This window comes from Pseudomonas sp. Pf153 (assembly GCF_001269775.1).
Lineage (GTDB): Bacteria > Pseudomonadota > Gammaproteobacteria > Pseudomonadales > Pseudomonadaceae > Aquipseudomonas > Aquipseudomonas uvaldensis.
Genome location: NZ_LHVL01000006.1, coordinates 449,361 through 464,074 on the forward strand (window position 1 = coordinate 449,361; position 14,714 = coordinate 464,074).

Below are 14,714 nucleotides of genomic sequence, written 5' to 3' on the forward strand. Positions count from 1 at the left end.
ACCCTTGCATGAGCAGTCGCCAGTGCCCGGCGGTTTTGATCGCCGCCCCGGCCTCGGGACAGGGCAAGACCACCGTCACCGCCGCCCTGGCCCGGTTGCATCGCAACCAGGGGCGCAACGTGCGTGTCTTCAAGTGCGGTCCTGATTTTCTCGATCCGATGATCCTTGAGCGTGCCAGCGGTGCGCCGGTGTACCAGTTGGACATGTGGATGGTCGGCGAGCAGGAAAGCCGGCGGTTGTTGTGGGAAGCCGCCGCCGAAGCGGACCTGATCCTGATCGAAGGCGTCATGGGGTTGTTCGACGGTACGCCCTCCAGTGCCGATCTGGCGCGGCATTTCGGTGTGCCGGTGCTGGCGGTGATCGACGGGACGGCGATGGCCCAAACGTTTGGTGCGCTGGCGCTGGGACTGGCTCGGTATCAGCCGGACTTGCCGTTTGCTGGGGTCCTGGCGAATCGGGTCGGCACTTTACGCCATGCACAACTGCTCGAAGGCAGCCTGACCGAAGGTCTGCGCTGGTATGGCGCGCTGTCCCGCGAAACCGGCATCGAATTACCCAGTCGCCACCTCGGGTTGGTCCAGGCCCGTGAGTTGAACGATTTGGACCTGCGCCTCGACGCCGCCGCCGAGGCGTTGGCAAGCAGTTGCGAAGTGACCCTGCCGCCCGCCGTAACGTTCGTCGCACCTGAGGTGGTCGTTGCGCAACCGTGGCTCGAGGGCGTGCGCATTGCCGTGGCCCGGGACGAAGCGTTCGCTTTCACCTATGGCGCGAGCCTCGACCTGCTGCGGGCCATGGGCGCGCAACTGAGCTTCTTCTCGCCGATTCATGACACGGCGCTGCCCGAAGCAGACAGTCTTTACCTGCCTGGCGGCTACCCTGAGTTGCACCACGTTGCCTTGGCCCAAAACACGCCGATGCTGACGGCGATCCGTGCTCATCACGAAGCGGGAAAACCCCTGCTGGCCGAATGTGGCGGCATGCTCTACCTGCTGGATTCGCTGACCGATGTCGAAGGGACCTGCGCTGAGCTACTGGGCCTGCTGCCGGGTGATGCGCAGATGCAAAAACGCCTGGCCGCCTTGGCCCTGCAAGCGGTGGAACTGCCGGAAGGCCTTCTGCGAGGGCATACCTATCATCATTCATTGACCCGTACTGAACTCGCGCCGATTGCCCGCGGCCATAGCCCCAATGGCGGGCGCGGGGCGGAGGCGGTTTTCCGGCATGGGCGGATGACGGCTTCCTACGTGCATTTTTACTTCCCGTCCAATCCGAGGGCGGTTGCCGCGTTGTTCGCACCCGATCCTGAGGCCGCTATCGCGAGCAGGCCATGACAGACACCGCTTTCTCCCCAGCCGAACGCGAAGCTGTCTATCGCGCCATCGCCGAACGGCGCGACATGCGTCATTTCATCGGTGGCACGGTCGAGCCGGTCTTGCTGCGTCGCTTGCTGGAAGCCGCGCACCAGGCTCCCAGCGTGGGCCTGATGCAACCGTGGCGGTTCATCCGCATCAGCGACCGCGCCCTTCGCGGCGATATCCAGCAACTGGTGGAGCAGGAGCGCATCCGGACGGCCGAGGCCTTGGGCGAGCGCAGCGATGAGTTCATGAAGCTCAAGGTCGAAGGCATCAACGACTGTGCCGAAGTTCTGGTGGCGGCGTTGATGGACGGCCGGGAGCGGCACATCTTCGGTCGCCGGACCTTGCCGGAAATGGATCTGGCCTCGCTCTCCTGCGCCATCCAGAATCTGTGGCTGGCGGCCCGCGCCGAGGGGCTGGGGATGGGCTGGGTATCGCTGTTCGAACCCTTGGCCCTGGCTGACCTGCTGGGCCTGACTGCCGGCGCGAAGCCGCTGGCGATCCTGTGCCTGGGACCGGTCGAGGGCTTTTACCCGGCTCCTATGCTCGCCCTGGAAGGCTGGGCACAGCCGCGTCCGCTGCATGAACTGCTTTATGAAAACCGTTGGGGAATTCGCCCATGAGCGTGGCATTGCTCAGTGCTGCCGCCGTGGCGCTGGATGCGCTGCTGGGCGAACCCCGGCGCGGGCATCCACTGGTGGCGTTCGGTCGGTTTGCCGATCGTATCGAACAACGTTTCAACTCCGGTGGGCGTGGCTGGCGCAGCCATGGGGTGACGGCGTGGATCATCGCCGTGGTGCCGTTGACCTTGTTGGCGACAGCCTTGTCCTGGGCGCCACTGGTGGGTTGGCTGGTGGACATCCTGGCGTTGTACTGCGCCCTTGGCCTGCGCAGCCTGGGTGAGCATGTCGAGCCGGTGGCCCGGGCGTTGCGCTGTGGGGAGCTGGATGAAGCGCGTCGGCGGGTGGGTTATCTGGTCAGTCGCGAGACCCGTGAGCTGGACGAGACCGCCGTCGCCCGTGCCGCCACCGAATCGGTGCTGGAGAACGGCAGCGATGCGGTGTTCGCCGCGCTGTTCTGGTTCGCCGTGGCGGGTGCGCCCGGCGTAGTGTTGTATCGACTGAGCAACACCCTCGATGCCATGTGGGGCTATCGCAACGAGCGTTTCGAGCGGTTCGGCTGGGCAGCGGCCAAGATCGACGATGTGCTCAATTACATCCCCGCGCGATTAGTGGCATTGACTTACGCGCTGCTGGGGAAAACCCGCCTGGCGCTGCAATGCTGGCGCCGCCAGGGGCCGACCTGGGACAGCCCCAACGCCGGGCCCGTCATGGCGTCCGGTGCGGGGGCGCTGGGTGTGGAGCTGGGTGGCGCGGCGGTTTATCACGGCGAACTGCATCAGCGCCCACCTCTGGGCGAGGGCGTGCCGGCGAGTGCCGATTCCATCGATCGCGGCTGGCAATTGGTCCAGCGCGGGGTATGGTTGTGGCTACTGATTCTCTGCGTGGGGGCTGAGTTCTATGCTTGAACACGGTGGGCGCCTGCGCAATGCGGCCTGGCAATATGGAATCGCCGAGGCAGACTGGCTCGATTTGTCCAGTGGCCTGGCCCCCTGGCCATTCGAGGTCCCGGAGATTCCACTGCGGGCCTGGGCGCGCCTGCCGGAAACCGACGATGGCCTGGAGCAGGCGGCCCGCGATTACTACGGCGCTGAGCATGTGCTGCCGGTGGCGGGTTCGCAGATGGCCATCCAACTCCTGCCGCGCCTGCGCCGGGCCGGCAAGGTCGGCGTGCTGTCTCCGTGCTACGCCGAGCACGCCGAAGCCTGGCGCCGTAATGGCTATATCGTGCGCGAAGTGCTGGAAGCCGAAGTGGATTTCTTCCTCGACAGCCTCGACGTGCTGGTGGTGGTCAACCCCAACAATCCGACGGGCCTGAGCCTGACCCCGGAGCGTCTGCTCGATTGGCACGCCCGTCTGGCCCAGCGCGGGGGCTGGCTGGTGGTGGATGAAGCGTTCATGGATGTCACGCCGCAACTGAGCGTGGCCGGCCATGCCCATCAGGTCGGGCTGATTGTGCTGCGCTCGTTCGGCAAATTTTTCGGTCTGGCCGGGGTTCGCCTGGGGTTTGTTCTGGCCGAGCGGCACTTGCTCAAGTTGCTTGCCGAACAGGTCGGACCATGGGCGGTCAGTGGGCCGACCCGGGTCCTGGGCCAAGTGTGTCTGCGGGACACTGCCGCCCACGCCCAGCAGCGGCAGCGCTGCGAAGTCACCAGTCTGCGACTGGCGCTGATGCTGGAACGTCATGGCTTCAAGCCCCACGGCGGTTGCGGATTGTTCCAATGGCTGATCACCGGAGACGCCCAGGCGCTTCACGACTTCATGGCTCATCGCGGCATTCTCCTGCGGCTGTTTACCAACAACAGCAGTCTGCGTTTCGGCCTTCCTGCCGATGACGCACAATTTTTGCGCCTCGAACAGGCTTTCGAGGCTTACGCCAAGGACACGCCATGACGACCTTGATGGTGCAGGGCACCACGTCCGATGCGGGCAAAAGTACTCTGGTAACCGCGTTGTGCCGCTGGATCCGTCGCCAGGGCGTGAGCGTAGTGCCGTTCAAGCCGCAGAACATGGCCCTGAACAGTGCGGTGACTGCCGATGGCGGTGAAATCGGTCGCGCCCAGGCGGTGCAGGCCCAGGCCGCCGGCCTCGAGCCCCATACCGACATGAATCCGGTTCTGCTCAAGCCCAACAGCGATACCGGCGCTCAAGTCATCATCCACGGGCGCGCCGTCACCACCATGAATGCTGTCGCTTATCACGACTACAAGGCCATCGCGATGCAAGCGGTGTTGGCCTCCCACCAACGATTGAGCGCGGCCTATCCGGTGGTGATGGTAGAGGGCGCCGGATCGCCGGCGGAGATCAATCTGCGGGCCGGCGACATCGCCAACATGGGATTTGCCGAGGCGGTGGATTGCCCGGTGCTGTTGATCGCCGATATCAATCGTGGCGGAGTCTTCGCTCATCTGGTGGGCACCCTGGAGCTGCTGTCGCCCAGCGAGCAGGCGCGTGTCAGAGGTTTCATCATCAATCGCTTTCGTGGCGACATCGCCTTGCTGCAGCCGGGCCTGGACTGGCTGCAAGCGCGCACCGGCAAACCGGTGGTCGGCGTGCTGCCCTACGTGATGGATCTGCACCTGGAAGCCGAAGACGGCTTGGACCAGCGCCAGGCCGACAAGGCCGAACAGGTGCTCAAGGTGGTAGTGCCGGTGCTGCCGCGTATCAGCAACCACACCGATTTCGATCCGCTGCGCCTGCATCCGCAAGTGGACTTGCAATTCATTGGTCCCGGCCAGGCCATCCCGCCAGCCGACCTGATCATACTGCCCGGCTCGAAAAGTGTGCGCAGCGACCTGGCCCATTTGCGTGCCAACGGCTGGGAAGCGGCTATTCAGCGTCACTTGCGTTATGGCGGCAAGGTGCTGGGGATTTGCGGCGGATTGCAGATGCTCGGCCAACAGGTCCACGATCCCCTGGGGCTCGAAGGGGCAGCGGGCTCCAGCGCCGGGCTGGGGCTGTTGGCGTTCGAAACGACCTTGGAGCAAGAGAAGCAGCTACGTAACGTGCGAGGGCGGCTGATGCTGGAAGATGCCGAGATCAGCGGCTACGAAATTCACGCCGGCGTCACCGTCGGCCCAGCCCTGGAAACCCCCGCAGTGCAGTTGGATGACGGCCGCTGCGACGGTGCCCGCAGTCTGGATGGACAGATTTTCGGCACCTACCTGCACGGTCTGTTCGAATCGCCAGCGGCCAGCAGCGCCTTGTTGCGTTGGGCCGGGTTAAAAGATGTGCAGGCGGTGGACTACCACGGCTTGCGCGAGCGGGACATCGAGCGGTTGGCGGATCTGGTGGAGCGGCATTTGGATACCGGGCTGCTGCGTGAGCTCTGTGGGATTTGAGGTGGATGGGCTGGCCTCATCGCGAGCAGGCTCGCTCCCACAATGGATCGGCATTCACAATTTCCTGTGGGAGCGAGCCTGCTCGCGATGAGGCCAGCCGCCACACCACCTATTTAAAGGCAGAACTCCATGCTCCAACTCATCCTCGGCGGCGCCCGTTCCGGCAAGAGTCGCCTGGCGGAAAAACTCGCGGCGGATACTGGCTTGCCGGTGACCTACATCGCCACCAGCCAACCCCTGGATGGCGAGATGAACGAACGGGTCGCCTGCCATCGTCAACGACGGCCGGTGCACTGGTCACTGGTGGAGGAGCCGCTGGCCCTGGCGCGGGTGCTGCGCGAGAACGCCGGCCACGGGCAATGCCTGCTGGTGGATTGCCTGACCCTCTGGTTGACCAACCTGCTGATGCTCGATGATCCGCAGCAACTGGACACGGAGCGCGAAGCGTTGTTGGACGACGTGGCCTCGCTGCCCGGTGAAATCATTTTTGTCAGCAACGAGACCGGGATGGGTGTCGTGCCGCTGGGCGAGTTGACTCGCCGTTACGTCGATGAAGCCGGTTGGCTGCATCAAGCCCTGGCCGAGCGTTGTCAGCGTGTCGTGCTGACCGTTGCCGGCCTGCCCCTGACACTCAAAGGTAGCGCGTTATGAATCACCGCTGGTGGCTGGAACCTTGTAAACCCGTCGACACCCAGGCCCTGGAACAGGCTTCGGCCCGCCAGCAGCAACTGACCAAGCCCACCGGTTCCCTGGGACGGCTCGAATCGGTAGCGGTGCAACTGGCGGGCCTGCAAGGGCAGCTCAAACCGCGCCTGGATCTGCTTTGGATCGCGATTTTCGCGGGTGATCATGGGGTCGTGGCTGAAGGTGTGTCGGCCTATCCCCAGGAAGTGACCGGGCAGATGCTGCTCAACTTCGTCAGTGGCGGCGCGGCCATCAGTGTCCTGGCGCGGCAATTGGATGCCCGGCTGGAAGTCGTGGACCTGGGCACAGTGGTGTCGTCGTTGGAACTGCCGGGTGTCAGGCACCTGCGTGTCGGGCCCGGCACCGCGAACTTCGTCCAGGGGCCGGCGATGACTCCGGAGCAAGGCGAGCAGGCCTTGCAAGCGGGACGCGACAGTGTGATGCGCGCCGTCGAGGCCGGAACGCAGCTGTTCATCGGTGGGGAAATGGGGATTGGCAACACCACGGCGGCCAGCGCCCTGGCCTGCGCCTTGCTGGATTGCCCGGTGGCGCGCCTGGTCGGGCCGGGTACGGGGCTGGACGCGGTGGGTGTCAATCACAAGGCGCAAGTCATCGAGCGTGCCCTGGCGTTGCATGGTGCCCAGCGCAACGATCCGCTGCAGACGCTGTTCAATCTGGGCGGTTTTGAAATCGCGGCGCTGGTCGGTGCCTGCCTGGCCTGTGCTCAGCAAGGTGTCGCGTTGCTGGTGGACGGTTTTATCTGCAGCGTCGCGGCATTGGTGGCGGTGCGGCTAAACCCGGGCTGCCGGCCATGGCTGTTGTTTGCCCATCGCGGTGCCGAGCCTGGGCATCGCCATGTGCTGGAAACCCTCGATGCCGAACCGCTGCTGGACTTGGGCCTGCGCTTGGGAGAGGGCAGTGGCGCAGCGCTGGCGGTGCCGCTGCTGCGCCTGGCCTGTGACCTGCACGGGCAAATGGCGACGTTTGCCGAGGCGGCGGTGGCGGATCGCCCGGCATGACTTTGCGCCTGGACCTTTTGCGCCACGGTGAGACCGAGCTGGGCGGCGGGCTGCGCGGCAGTCTCGATGACGCTCTGACATCCCGCGGCTGGGAACAGATGCATGCGGCGGTGGCGGGGGGCGGACCCTGGGACCGGCTGGTGAGTTCGCCATTGCAGCGTTGTGCGCATTTCGCGCAACAGCTGGGTGAGCGACTCGACGTGCCGGTGCACTTGGACAAGGACCTCCAAGAGTTGCACTTCGGTGCTTGGGAGGGCCGTAGCGCGGCGACATTGATGGACACCGACGCTGAGGCTCTGGGCCGGTTCTGGGCGGATCCTTACCGGTTCACGCCGCCCGACGGTGAGCCGGTGCTGGCGTTTTCGGCACGCGTCCTGGCGGCGGTGGACCGTCTGTATGCGGCCTATGCAGGGCAGCGTGTCCTGCTGGTCAGTCATGGTGGTGTGATGCGCTTGCTGTTGGCCCGGGCCCGGGGCCTGCCACGGGAACAATTGCTCAACGTCGAAGTGGCCCATGGTGCGCTGTTTTCACTGTGCGTGTCACCCGGTTCGGTTCTGGTGGAGATGACCTGACGATGTTGGCGTTCTGGATCGCCTTGCAGTTTCTCAGCAGCTTGCCGGTTCGTCTGTCCGGCATGCCCGAGCCCGCGCAGCTTGGTCGTTCGTTGCTGTTCTATCCGTTGGTGGGACTGTTGTTCGGTGTTGTACTGTGGGGCCTGAACATCCTGCTGGCGGGCGCGCCACCGTTGCTTCACGGGGCGCTGTTGTTGACGGCGTGGGTGTTGCTCAGCGGCGGTCTGCACCTCGATGGCCTGGCCGACAGCGCGGATGCCTGGCTCGGCGGCTTTGGCGATCGTGAGCGCACGTTGCTGATCATGAAAGATCCCCGCAGCGGCCCGATCGCCGTCATTGCACTGGTGTTGGTGCTGCTGCTCAAATTCGCGGCGCTGTTGGCATTGATCGAGCAAGGTCAGGCCCTGGTGTTGGTCATCGTGCCTCTGTTGGGGCGCGGCGCGTTGCTGGGCTTGTTTCTGACCACACCTTACGTACGGGCTGGCGGGTTGGGGCAGGCGCTCGCGGACCACTTGCCACGGTCTGCGGGGTGGCAGGTGGTATTCGTCGGTGCCCTGGGTTGCGTTCTAGTGGCGGGTTGGACGGGGGCGGCGGCACTGATCATTGCGTCGGGGGTGTTCGTTGGCCTGCGGCACATGATGTTGCGTCGTTTGGGCGGATGCACCGGCGATACGGCCGGGGCCTTGCTGGAGCTGCTTGAAATGGCGGTGTTGGTGGGTTTGGCGTTGATCTGAGCCTGGTTGCCTGGCCGGATACTTTGCCAAAATAATCCATTTAAATTTGCATTCATCTATTCACGGGTATATACACGCATCATGCTTCCTTCCCAATGTTTGTGCATCAACCTGCGTCGTGCCGCCCGGGGCGTCAGCAAGTACTACGACGGCGCCCTCGATGGCTTCGGGATCAACGTTGCCCAGTATTCGCTGCTGAATAACCTGGCGCGCCTGGACCAGCCGAGCATTTCCTCCCTGGCCGAGGCCATGGGCCTGGACCGCAGCACTCTGGGGCGTAATCTGCGGGTGCTGGAAGGCGAGGGGTTGGTCAGCCTCGCCGAGGGCGAAGACCTGCGCAACCGCATCGTTGTATTGACCGACGCCGGGCATGCCAGGCTGGAGGCTGCGCAGCCGGCTTGGGAAGCGGCGCAACAGAAACTGATCGATAAGCTGGGCGCCGAAAAGCGCGAAACCTTGCTGGCCTTGCTGGATGAACTGGCGTGATGCCGGTTCGTTCGCTGATAAGTGGGTATATACCCGCGACTGGAGAATAAAATGACATCGATGTGGCGAACCTGTGGTTGGGTCCTGGTGGGCAGTGCGCTGATCCTTGCGCTGTCCCTGGGGGTGAGGCATGGCTTCGGACTGTTCCTCGCGCCCATGAGCGCCGAGTTCGGCTGGGGTCGCGAAGTGTTCGCTTTCGCCATTGCCTTGCAAAACCTGATCTGGGGCCTGGCTCAACCCTTCACCGGTGCCCTGGCTGACCGCTTCGGCGCGGCCAAGGTGGTGTTGATCGGTGGCGTACTCTATGCCCTCGGTCTGGTGTTCATGGGGTTGTCGGATTCTGCCTGGTCGTTGTCGTTGAGCGCGGGCCTGCTAATCGGGCTCGGCCTGTCCGGCACGTCGTTTTCGGTGATCCTGGGGGTGGTCGGCCGTGCCGTTCCGCCGGAAAAACGCAGCATGGGGATGGGCATCGCCAGCGCCGCCGGGTCTTTCGGCCAGTTCGCCATGTTGCCCGGTACCCTGGGGTTGATCGGCTGGCTGGGCTGGTCCGCCGCGCTGTTGGCGCTGGGCTTGCTGGTGGCGTTCATTGTGCCCCTGGTGAGCATGCTCAAGGACTCGCCCGCGCCGCTTGCCGGCCACGAGCAGACCTTGTCCGAAGCATTGCGCGAAGCATGCAGCCATTCCGGGTTCTGGCTGCTGGCGATCGGCTTTTTTGTCTGCGGTTTCCAGGTGGTCTTCATCGGCGTGCATTTGCCCGCGTACCTGGTGGACCAGCATCTGCCGGCCAGTGTCGGGACCACCGTGCTGGCGTTGGTCGGGCTGTTCAATATATTCGGCACCTACACCGCAGGCTGGCTGGGCGGGCGCCTGTCCAAGCCCCGGCTGCTGACCGGCTTGTACCTGTTGCGGGCGGTGGTCATTGGTTTGTTCTTGTGGCTGCCGGTGACCACTACCACGGCCTACCTGTTCGGCATGGCGATGGGCTTGCTGTGGCTGTCTACGGTGCCGTTGACCAACGGTACGGTAGCGACGTTGTTTGGTGTGCGAAATCTTTCCATGCTCGGTGGGATCGTATTCCTGTTCCACCAATTGGGGTCGTTCCTGGGCGGTTGGCTGGGCGGCGTGGTGTATGACCACACCGGCAGCTACGACCTGATCTGGCAGGTGTCGATCCTGCTCAGCCTGATGGCGGCGGCGCTGAACTGGCCAGTGAGCGAGCGTCCGGTAGCGCGCCTGCAAGTACAGGCGGGTGCAGCGTGAGTCGCGTCGGCCCTTGGTTGATTGCCGCGGGCGCCGGCCTGCTGCTCGCGTTCGCCTGGTGGGGCTGGCATCAGGGCGGGCTGGCCTTGATGCAACTGGGCATGGGTAACTGCTGAATGATGGACGGCACGGGGTGCAGCGGAGTAACGTCATGGCCTGACTTGTCTTCAAGGACATCCGCCATGCTGATGCGCTGGCTTGCTGTTCCCGCCCTGTTGCTGGCTGCAACGGGGCAAGTCTGGGCCGCCGATTGCCCGCCGTTGCTGGAGGGTTCGCTGCCCAAGCTGCGGGCCAAGGAAACCATCGATTTGTGCCAGCGCTTCGCCGGCAAGCCGCTGGTAGTGGTCAACACCGCCAGCTTTTGCGGGTTCGCGCCGCAGTTCAAAGGCCTCGAAGCGCTGAACCAACGCTACAAGAGCGAAGGGCTGCAGGTGCTGGGCGTGCCGTCCAATGATTTCAAGCAGGAGTCCAAGGACGGTGCCGAGACGGCCAAGGTCTGCTACGTCAACTACGGAGTGACCTTCACCATGACCGAGCCACAACCGGTGCGCGGTGCTGACGCCATCCCGTTGTTCAAGCACTTGGCCGAACAGTCCGGGGCGCCGAAATGGAATTTCTATAAGTATGTCGTGGACCGCCAGGGCAAGGTGGTCGGCAGTTTCTCCAGTCGGATCAAGCCTGACGATCCGGAGTTCATCAAGGCGGTAGAGACGGCCATCGCCTCCAAGCCTCAGGAATCCAAGCCCTGAATCCAGGCACGAAAAAGCCCCGCCTCTTTGCAGAGCGCGGGGCTTTTTTCGTTTCGGCCGGCGAGCGGTTCAGGCGCGCCGTGGATCATCAGAAGCGGTAGGTTGCGCCAACACCAAAACCGTTTGCGCTGTTTTCATACTCCGCGCTATAGGCCTGGCCTAGCGCGTTGGTACGGTTGACGCTGACTTTTTCTTCCTTGAGGTAGGAATAAGCCACGTCGATAGTCAGGTCTTCGGTCGGGCTCCAGCCGGCACCCAGGCTGAAGATGGTCCGGTCACCGGTAGGGATACGTGGCGAGCGGTCGGTATTGTTGGTAGGCGACTGGTCGAAGGTCAGGCCGGTACGCAGCACCCACTGTTTGTTCAACTGGTAGGAGGTACCGATGGCGTAGGCCCAGGTGTCGTGCCAGTTCTGTTCTTCGGTAATGGTGCCGAGTTGAGGGTTCACCAAACCGCCGCCAGTTTCAGTACCGTCGTTTTGCACGGTAATGTCTTTCAGGCGGCTCCAGCGAGTCCATGTGCTGCCCGCATAAACGGTCCAGGCATCATTGATTTGCTGGGTGACCGAAAAGTCCACCGATTCAGGCGTGGTGATGTCCAGCGAAGCGTCATACTTCGCGCCGCTCAGGATTACGCCAGGAATGCCAGCGCCTGGGTTGACTTCAGTATGACCTTCGAGCTTGTACTTGACTTTGGAGTGGTAGGTCAGGCCGACACGAGTAGTGTCGGTCGCCTGGACCAACAGGCCGATATTGTAGCCATAGCCAATGTCATCGCCCTTGATGGTGACATTGTTATCGCCATTGAGCGGAGCGCCCAAAGGCAAATTCAAAGTTGATTCCAACTTACCGGAAATACGGTTGATAGTCGGACCGAAACCAATCGATACCTTGTCGTTGAAGGCATAGCTGACTGTCGGCTGGAAGGTAACGACTTTTACTTCGCTTTTGCTGCCGAAGTTTTGACCCTGGAAGCTGCTTTCATAGTCAGTGATCAGGCCAAATGGCGCATAAACGCCCAGGCCGAAGGTCCATTGGTCATCGATAGGCTTGACGTAATAGCCCATAGGAACACCGGTGAGCGGGACCATGTCGCCTTTGTTGGTGCCGGAACGGGTACCGCTGGTATCGTTGATATCGGTGGAAGCGTCGATAGCGGCAAAACCGCCAGTCACTTGCTGGCGCTTGAGGCGCGACATGCCGGCAGGGTTGCCGAACACGGTACTTGCATCATCGGCAGAAGAGGAACGACCTGCGAAGCCAGTGCCCATGCCACTGATGCTTTGTTCGTTCAAGGCGAAACCACTGGCGAAGAGCTGAGTGGATGCCAAGGTAACGGCAAGGCCAAGGGTGGTTTTGAGCATCATTTTTTTCATTGTTAGAACTCCAGGTGATCACCGGGGCAAAAACTACCAACATTTTCGGTCAAGCGCTATAGCCTGTATTGCTTGATTTAGAGCGGTTTTGTAGGACAATCCGACCAAAATCGCTACCAACACCGGAACTTTACAATTCCCGTTCAGCAAGCGACCTGATTCAAAGGGCACACACATTTTTGCCAGGCGCACGTGAAATCCCTCAGGCGCCCTTGGGGATGAAAGGTATGACGCCAGATCCGCGCCATACCCAGCAGATCGTCGGCTTCCGGAAGTGGAGTGTTTTGTTCTTCCACCAATAGCCATGCGATGGCGGTGGCGTAGCGAAGGTTGACGGTCAATTCGAGGTGGGGGCCGCTGAGAAAAGCATGCTGGCTGGCAAGACCACGTACCAGGCTAGCGCGTTCCGGATCCCGCGCCAGGTAATGATCCCAGAGAGCACGATGGCGAGGTTCGGGAATGCGGTACAAACCATGCCCGCGACGGTCATGCAGGGCAGAACCCAAGGCGGATTGGCTGGCGGCGATTCCCAACAAGAGGGATTCCGCCGTGGCACTGTGGCTCCCCAGGTAGAGGAGCGTGGGGCGGATCACATATCGACACAGTTCGCTGGCAGCGATACCCATAAAACCCTCGAAACGTGAAAGGGGCGAAGCCTGAAGGTGTGGGCTTGGCAGCGGTGGGTCGGTTCAGGCTCCGCCGGAAGCGGATCATGCCGCTTGACTTGAAGTGTAGTGTGATATTCCCGCTGTAAAGGACTGTTTTTAAAACATCTTCAGCAAAGGGTTATAAACCTTATACCCCTTGGTGCTTAAGCCGCTTCGCTTTCCTGCCCCATTTCCAGGCAATAAAAAGCCCCGCTTTTTCAGGGCGGGGCGTTCTCTTTCAGCTCGCTGGCGCCTCAGGCAACCAAGGCCTGACGAGTACGCTCGATCACAGCCTGCAGTGGTTCTGCGCTGGAGTATTGGTCTGGATAAAGGCGCTCGCTGTGACGGGCGATGCCATGTTCGTTGACCAGCGTGAAGCTGAAACAGCCTTTGCGAGCGGCCAGGATCAGGCAGTTCATTGGAGCGAAGGCGTTGGTGAGGGTGCGGATGGCATCCTGTGTCTGGATTTGAGTCGACATGTTATGGGTGTTCCTACAAATGACACGGTTAAGAACCGTGCAACGTTAAAACGTTCCAGTAACGTCGACCACCATTGGTCGAACGAAGAACCCGACTGGAACAAAGCAGCCAGTTCGAGCGCTGTAAAAGGTGCGCGCTTGGGCCGGCAGGTAGGTACTTAGGAGGGCAGGCGACACATCAAGGGCAGAGGTTCTGGGCCCAGGGTGAAGATCCTGATCAATTTACAGGCTGGTTCGGTCAGAGTAAGGAACCTGGCGACACCTTTGTAATCGATCAAAGGCCGTGCGGTTGCGAATCTTACCTGGAAACCATCGAGGGGTCCGGTCTCTTCCATCGGTAGGCTGCCCTTGGGGCTGGCGACCGTATGCGAAGCGTTTGACCCGGAATTGATTTTCAGCTTGGTACTAACGGCGCGGATAGTAACGAATCAATCCGCAAAAAGGAAGACTGTTGATCAAGAAATCTCCAACCGGCGACATCTGGGGCGCTTGACCCTGTTCTTTGGGACACAGGCACCAGGTTCGCACGATAGAAGGCGAGCGCTTTGCGACCGTGGCGCGTATGCAAACGCACCAAAAAAAAGCAGCGATATAACCTTTTCGATGTTACTTGTGCACACTCGTGGCGACAGCTGTCATGTGACTGTCACGTCGAAACAATCCCGGGTGGCTGCCTGTATCCAAAATTTAAGTCAATGAAAAACATCGGTTTTTTTTACTGGTGAAAAAATCGTCAGTTTGAGCGCAGGCCCCGTCCTACAGGGCTTACGACCCATTAAGGGGGGGTTGTCCACTGAGTTATCCACAGCTTCTGTGGATTGTCCCAAGCACTTGCTCTAGGACGGGCGTGCCGGTTTTTTTCGACTTTACCCACACGAAAAAAGGAGTAGAGTGGCGCGCCTTCCGATCTGTCCCACAGTGCTTTATGAAGTTTCGCTCAGTATCACCTGCTGTTACCTCCACACCCTGTGGTGTTACCTCTCCCAAGCGTATATCGATGCGAGTCGCCGAGTGGTTGCTCGACAGTCCACGGCTTGGCACAAGCCCCAGCGTCAAACACCTTGCCGGGCGCTTGCTCAAGCAGCCGGCCCGTGATGGCGTGGTGGCCGCGCAAAGTCGCCTGGGGCAATTGATGTGTCGTGAGTGCGGTAACGCCCGGGACCGGCGTATCGGCCAGGATTTGTTGCGCCAGGCCGCCCGGGCCGGGGACGCTCGTGCACAACAGGCCCTGACTGAAATAGAAGGATGAAATCGTAGACGCGACTGGGCAACCCACAGCGGCTTGGTTAACCTTCGGGCTTTATTCGACCGGCAGGATTTGTCATGGCTATGGATTTGACCAGCCTGTTGTTTGGCCTGGCAGGCGCAGCGGTGCCGCTGCTCGCATTGGCCT

16 protein-coding genes are annotated in these 14,714 nt (G+C 61.9%); 13 read left to right on the plus strand and 3 right to left on the minus strand.

What is annotated here, in order from left to right:
- Window positions 1-8: 8 nt before the first annotated feature.
- From AD666_RS02905 to AD666_RS02960, 12 genes are all read left to right on the plus strand, one after another.
- Window positions 9-1,331: a cobyrinate a,c-diamide synthase gene (locus tag AD666_RS02905; protein ID WP_053147455.1), complete on the plus strand. Its 1,323-nt coding sequence runs from the start codon at window positions 9-11 to the stop codon at window positions 1,329-1,331.
- A complete protein-coding gene (bluB, locus tag AD666_RS02910; protein ID WP_053147361.1) occupies window positions 1,328-1,978 on the plus strand; it encodes a 5,6-dimethylbenzimidazole synthase in 651 nt (216 codons plus the stop codon). Before AD666_RS02905 ends, bluB begins: the two co-directional genes overlap by 4 nt.
- Window positions 1,975-2,883, plus strand: coding sequence for an adenosylcobinamide-phosphate synthase CbiB (gene cbiB / locus AD666_RS02915; protein WP_053147363.1), 909 nt, complete (start codon window positions 1,975-1,977; stop codon window positions 2,881-2,883). The genes bluB and cbiB overlap by 4 nt, the downstream gene beginning before the upstream one ends.
- Window positions 2,876-3,868 carry a threonine-phosphate decarboxylase CobD gene (gene cobD / locus AD666_RS02920; protein ID WP_053147365.1) on the plus strand — a complete coding sequence of 331 codons (993 nt, stop codon included), beginning with the start codon at window positions 2,876-2,878 and terminating at the stop codon, window positions 3,866-3,868. Before cbiB ends, cobD begins: the two co-directional genes overlap by 8 nt.
- The gene (locus AD666_RS02925) at window positions 3,865-5,316 is read left to right on the plus strand and encodes a cobyric acid synthase (RefSeq protein ID WP_053147367.1); all 1,452 of its coding nucleotides are present in this window, start codon (window positions 3,865-3,867) and stop codon (window positions 5,314-5,316) included. Before cobD ends, AD666_RS02925 begins: the two co-directional genes overlap by 4 nt.
- A 129-nt stretch (window positions 5,317-5,445) precedes the next feature.
- Window positions 5,446-5,967, plus strand: a complete 522-nt coding sequence (gene cobU / locus AD666_RS02930; protein WP_053147369.1) for a bifunctional adenosylcobinamide kinase/adenosylcobinamide-phosphate guanylyltransferase — start codon at window positions 5,446-5,448, stop codon at window positions 5,965-5,967.
- On the plus strand, window positions 5,964-7,019 hold the full coding sequence (gene cobT / locus AD666_RS02935) for a nicotinate-nucleotide--dimethylbenzimidazole phosphoribosyltransferase (RefSeq protein WP_053147370.1): 1,056 nt from the start codon (window positions 5,964-5,966) through the stop codon (window positions 7,017-7,019). Before cobU ends, cobT begins: the two co-directional genes overlap by 4 nt.
- Window positions 7,016-7,591 carry an alpha-ribazole phosphatase family protein gene (gene cobC, locus AD666_RS02940; protein ID WP_053147372.1) on the plus strand — a complete coding sequence of 192 codons (576 nt, stop codon included), beginning with the start codon at window positions 7,016-7,018 and terminating at the stop codon, window positions 7,589-7,591. The genes cobT and cobC overlap by 4 nt, the downstream gene beginning before the upstream one ends.
- Window positions 7,592-7,593: 2 nt before the next feature.
- A complete protein-coding gene (locus AD666_RS02945; RefSeq protein WP_053147374.1) occupies window positions 7,594-8,325 on the plus strand; it encodes an adenosylcobinamide-GDP ribazoletransferase in 732 nt (243 codons plus the stop codon).
- Window positions 8,326-8,406: 81 nt separating this feature from the next.
- On the plus strand, window positions 8,407-8,811 hold the full coding sequence (locus AD666_RS02950) for a MarR family winged helix-turn-helix transcriptional regulator (protein WP_053147375.1): 405 nt from the start codon (window positions 8,407-8,409) through the stop codon (window positions 8,809-8,811).
- A 51-nt stretch (window positions 8,812-8,862) separates the two neighbouring features.
- A complete protein-coding gene (locus AD666_RS02955; protein WP_053147377.1) occupies window positions 8,863-10,071 on the plus strand; it encodes an MFS transporter in 1,209 nt (402 codons plus the stop codon).
- A gap of 182 nt (window positions 10,072-10,253) precedes the next feature.
- Window positions 10,254-10,820 carry a glutathione peroxidase gene (locus AD666_RS02960; RefSeq protein WP_053147379.1) on the plus strand — a complete coding sequence of 189 codons (567 nt, stop codon included), beginning with the start codon at window positions 10,254-10,256 and terminating at the stop codon, window positions 10,818-10,820.
- An 88-nt stretch (window positions 10,821-10,908) separates the two neighbouring features.
- Here AD666_RS02960 and AD666_RS02965 read toward each other — a convergent pair whose 3' ends face one another.
- From AD666_RS02965 to AD666_RS02975, 3 genes are all read right to left on the minus strand, one after another.
- On the minus strand, window positions 10,909-12,195 hold the full coding sequence (locus AD666_RS02965; RefSeq protein ID WP_053147381.1) for an OmpP1/FadL family transporter: 1,287 nt from the start codon (window positions 12,193-12,195) through the stop codon (window positions 10,909-10,911).
- A gap of 143 nt (window positions 12,196-12,338) precedes the next feature.
- A complete protein-coding gene (locus AD666_RS02970) occupies window positions 12,339-12,821 on the minus strand; it encodes a hypothetical protein (protein ID WP_053147383.1) in 483 nt (160 codons plus the stop codon).
- Between the two features lie 275 nt (window positions 12,822-13,096).
- On the minus strand, window positions 13,097-13,321 hold the full coding sequence (locus AD666_RS02975) for a hypothetical protein (RefSeq protein WP_053147385.1): 225 nt from the start codon (window positions 13,319-13,321) through the stop codon (window positions 13,097-13,099).
- Between the two features lie 925 nt (window positions 13,322-14,246).
- On the opposite strand from AD666_RS02975, the gene AD666_RS02980 reads away from it, so the two are divergent.
- Entirely contained in the window at window positions 14,247-14,570 is a 324-nt protein-coding gene (locus AD666_RS02980; RefSeq protein WP_082339649.1) for a sel1 repeat family protein, read from the plus strand.
- Window positions 14,571-14,714 lie beyond the last annotated feature (144 nt).

What these genes read in the sequence shown, in the direction of transcription:
- AD666_RS02945 (WP_053147374.1), top strand. Translation starts at nt 7,594, where the DNA reads ATGTTGGCGTTCTGGATCGCCTTGCAGTTTCTCAGCAGCTTGCCGGTT.
- AD666_RS02950 (WP_053147375.1), top strand. Translation starts at nt 8,407, where the DNA reads ATGCTTCCTTCCCAATGTTTGTGCATCAACCTGCGTCGTGCCGCCCGG.
- cbiB (WP_053147363.1), top strand. Translation starts at nt 1,975, where the DNA reads ATGAGCGTGGCATTGCTCAGTGCTGCCGCCGTGGCGCTGGATGCGCTG.
- bluB (WP_053147361.1), top strand. Translation starts at nt 1,328, where the DNA reads ATGACAGACACCGCTTTCTCCCCAGCCGAACGCGAAGCTGTCTATCGC.
- cobU (WP_053147369.1), top strand. Translation starts at nt 5,446, where the DNA reads ATGCTCCAACTCATCCTCGGCGGCGCCCGTTCCGGCAAGAGTCGCCTG.
- AD666_RS02965 (WP_053147381.1), bottom strand. Translation starts at nt 12,195, where the DNA reads ATGAAAAAAATGATGCTCAAAACCACCCTTGGCCTTGCCGTTACCTTG.
- AD666_RS02960 (WP_053147379.1), top strand. Translation starts at nt 10,254, where the DNA reads ATGCTGATGCGCTGGCTTGCTGTTCCCGCCCTGTTGCTGGCTGCAACG.
- cobC (WP_053147372.1), top strand. Translation starts at nt 7,016, where the DNA reads ATGACTTTGCGCCTGGACCTTTTGCGCCACGGTGAGACCGAGCTGGGC.
- AD666_RS02975 (WP_053147385.1), bottom strand. Translation starts at nt 13,321, where the DNA reads ATGTCGACTCAAATCCAGACACAGGATGCCATCCGCACCCTCACCAAC.
- AD666_RS02905 (WP_053147455.1), top strand. Translation starts at nt 9, where the DNA reads ATGAGCAGTCGCCAGTGCCCGGCGGTTTTGATCGCCGCCCCGGCCTCG.
- cobT (WP_053147370.1), top strand. Translation starts at nt 5,964, where the DNA reads ATGAATCACCGCTGGTGGCTGGAACCTTGTAAACCCGTCGACACCCAG.
- cobD (WP_053147365.1), top strand. Translation starts at nt 2,876, where the DNA reads ATGCTTGAACACGGTGGGCGCCTGCGCAATGCGGCCTGGCAATATGGA.
- AD666_RS02925 (WP_053147367.1), top strand. Translation starts at nt 3,865, where the DNA reads ATGACGACCTTGATGGTGCAGGGCACCACGTCCGATGCGGGCAAAAGT.
- AD666_RS02970 (WP_053147383.1), bottom strand. Translation starts at nt 12,821, where the DNA reads ATGGGTATCGCTGCCAGCGAACTGTGTCGATATGTGATCCGCCCCACG.
- AD666_RS02955 (WP_053147377.1), top strand. Translation starts at nt 8,863, where the DNA reads ATGACATCGATGTGGCGAACCTGTGGTTGGGTCCTGGTGGGCAGTGCG.
- AD666_RS02980 (WP_082339649.1), top strand. Translation starts at nt 14,247, where the DNA reads ATGAAGTTTCGCTCAGTATCACCTGCTGTTACCTCCACACCCTGTGGT.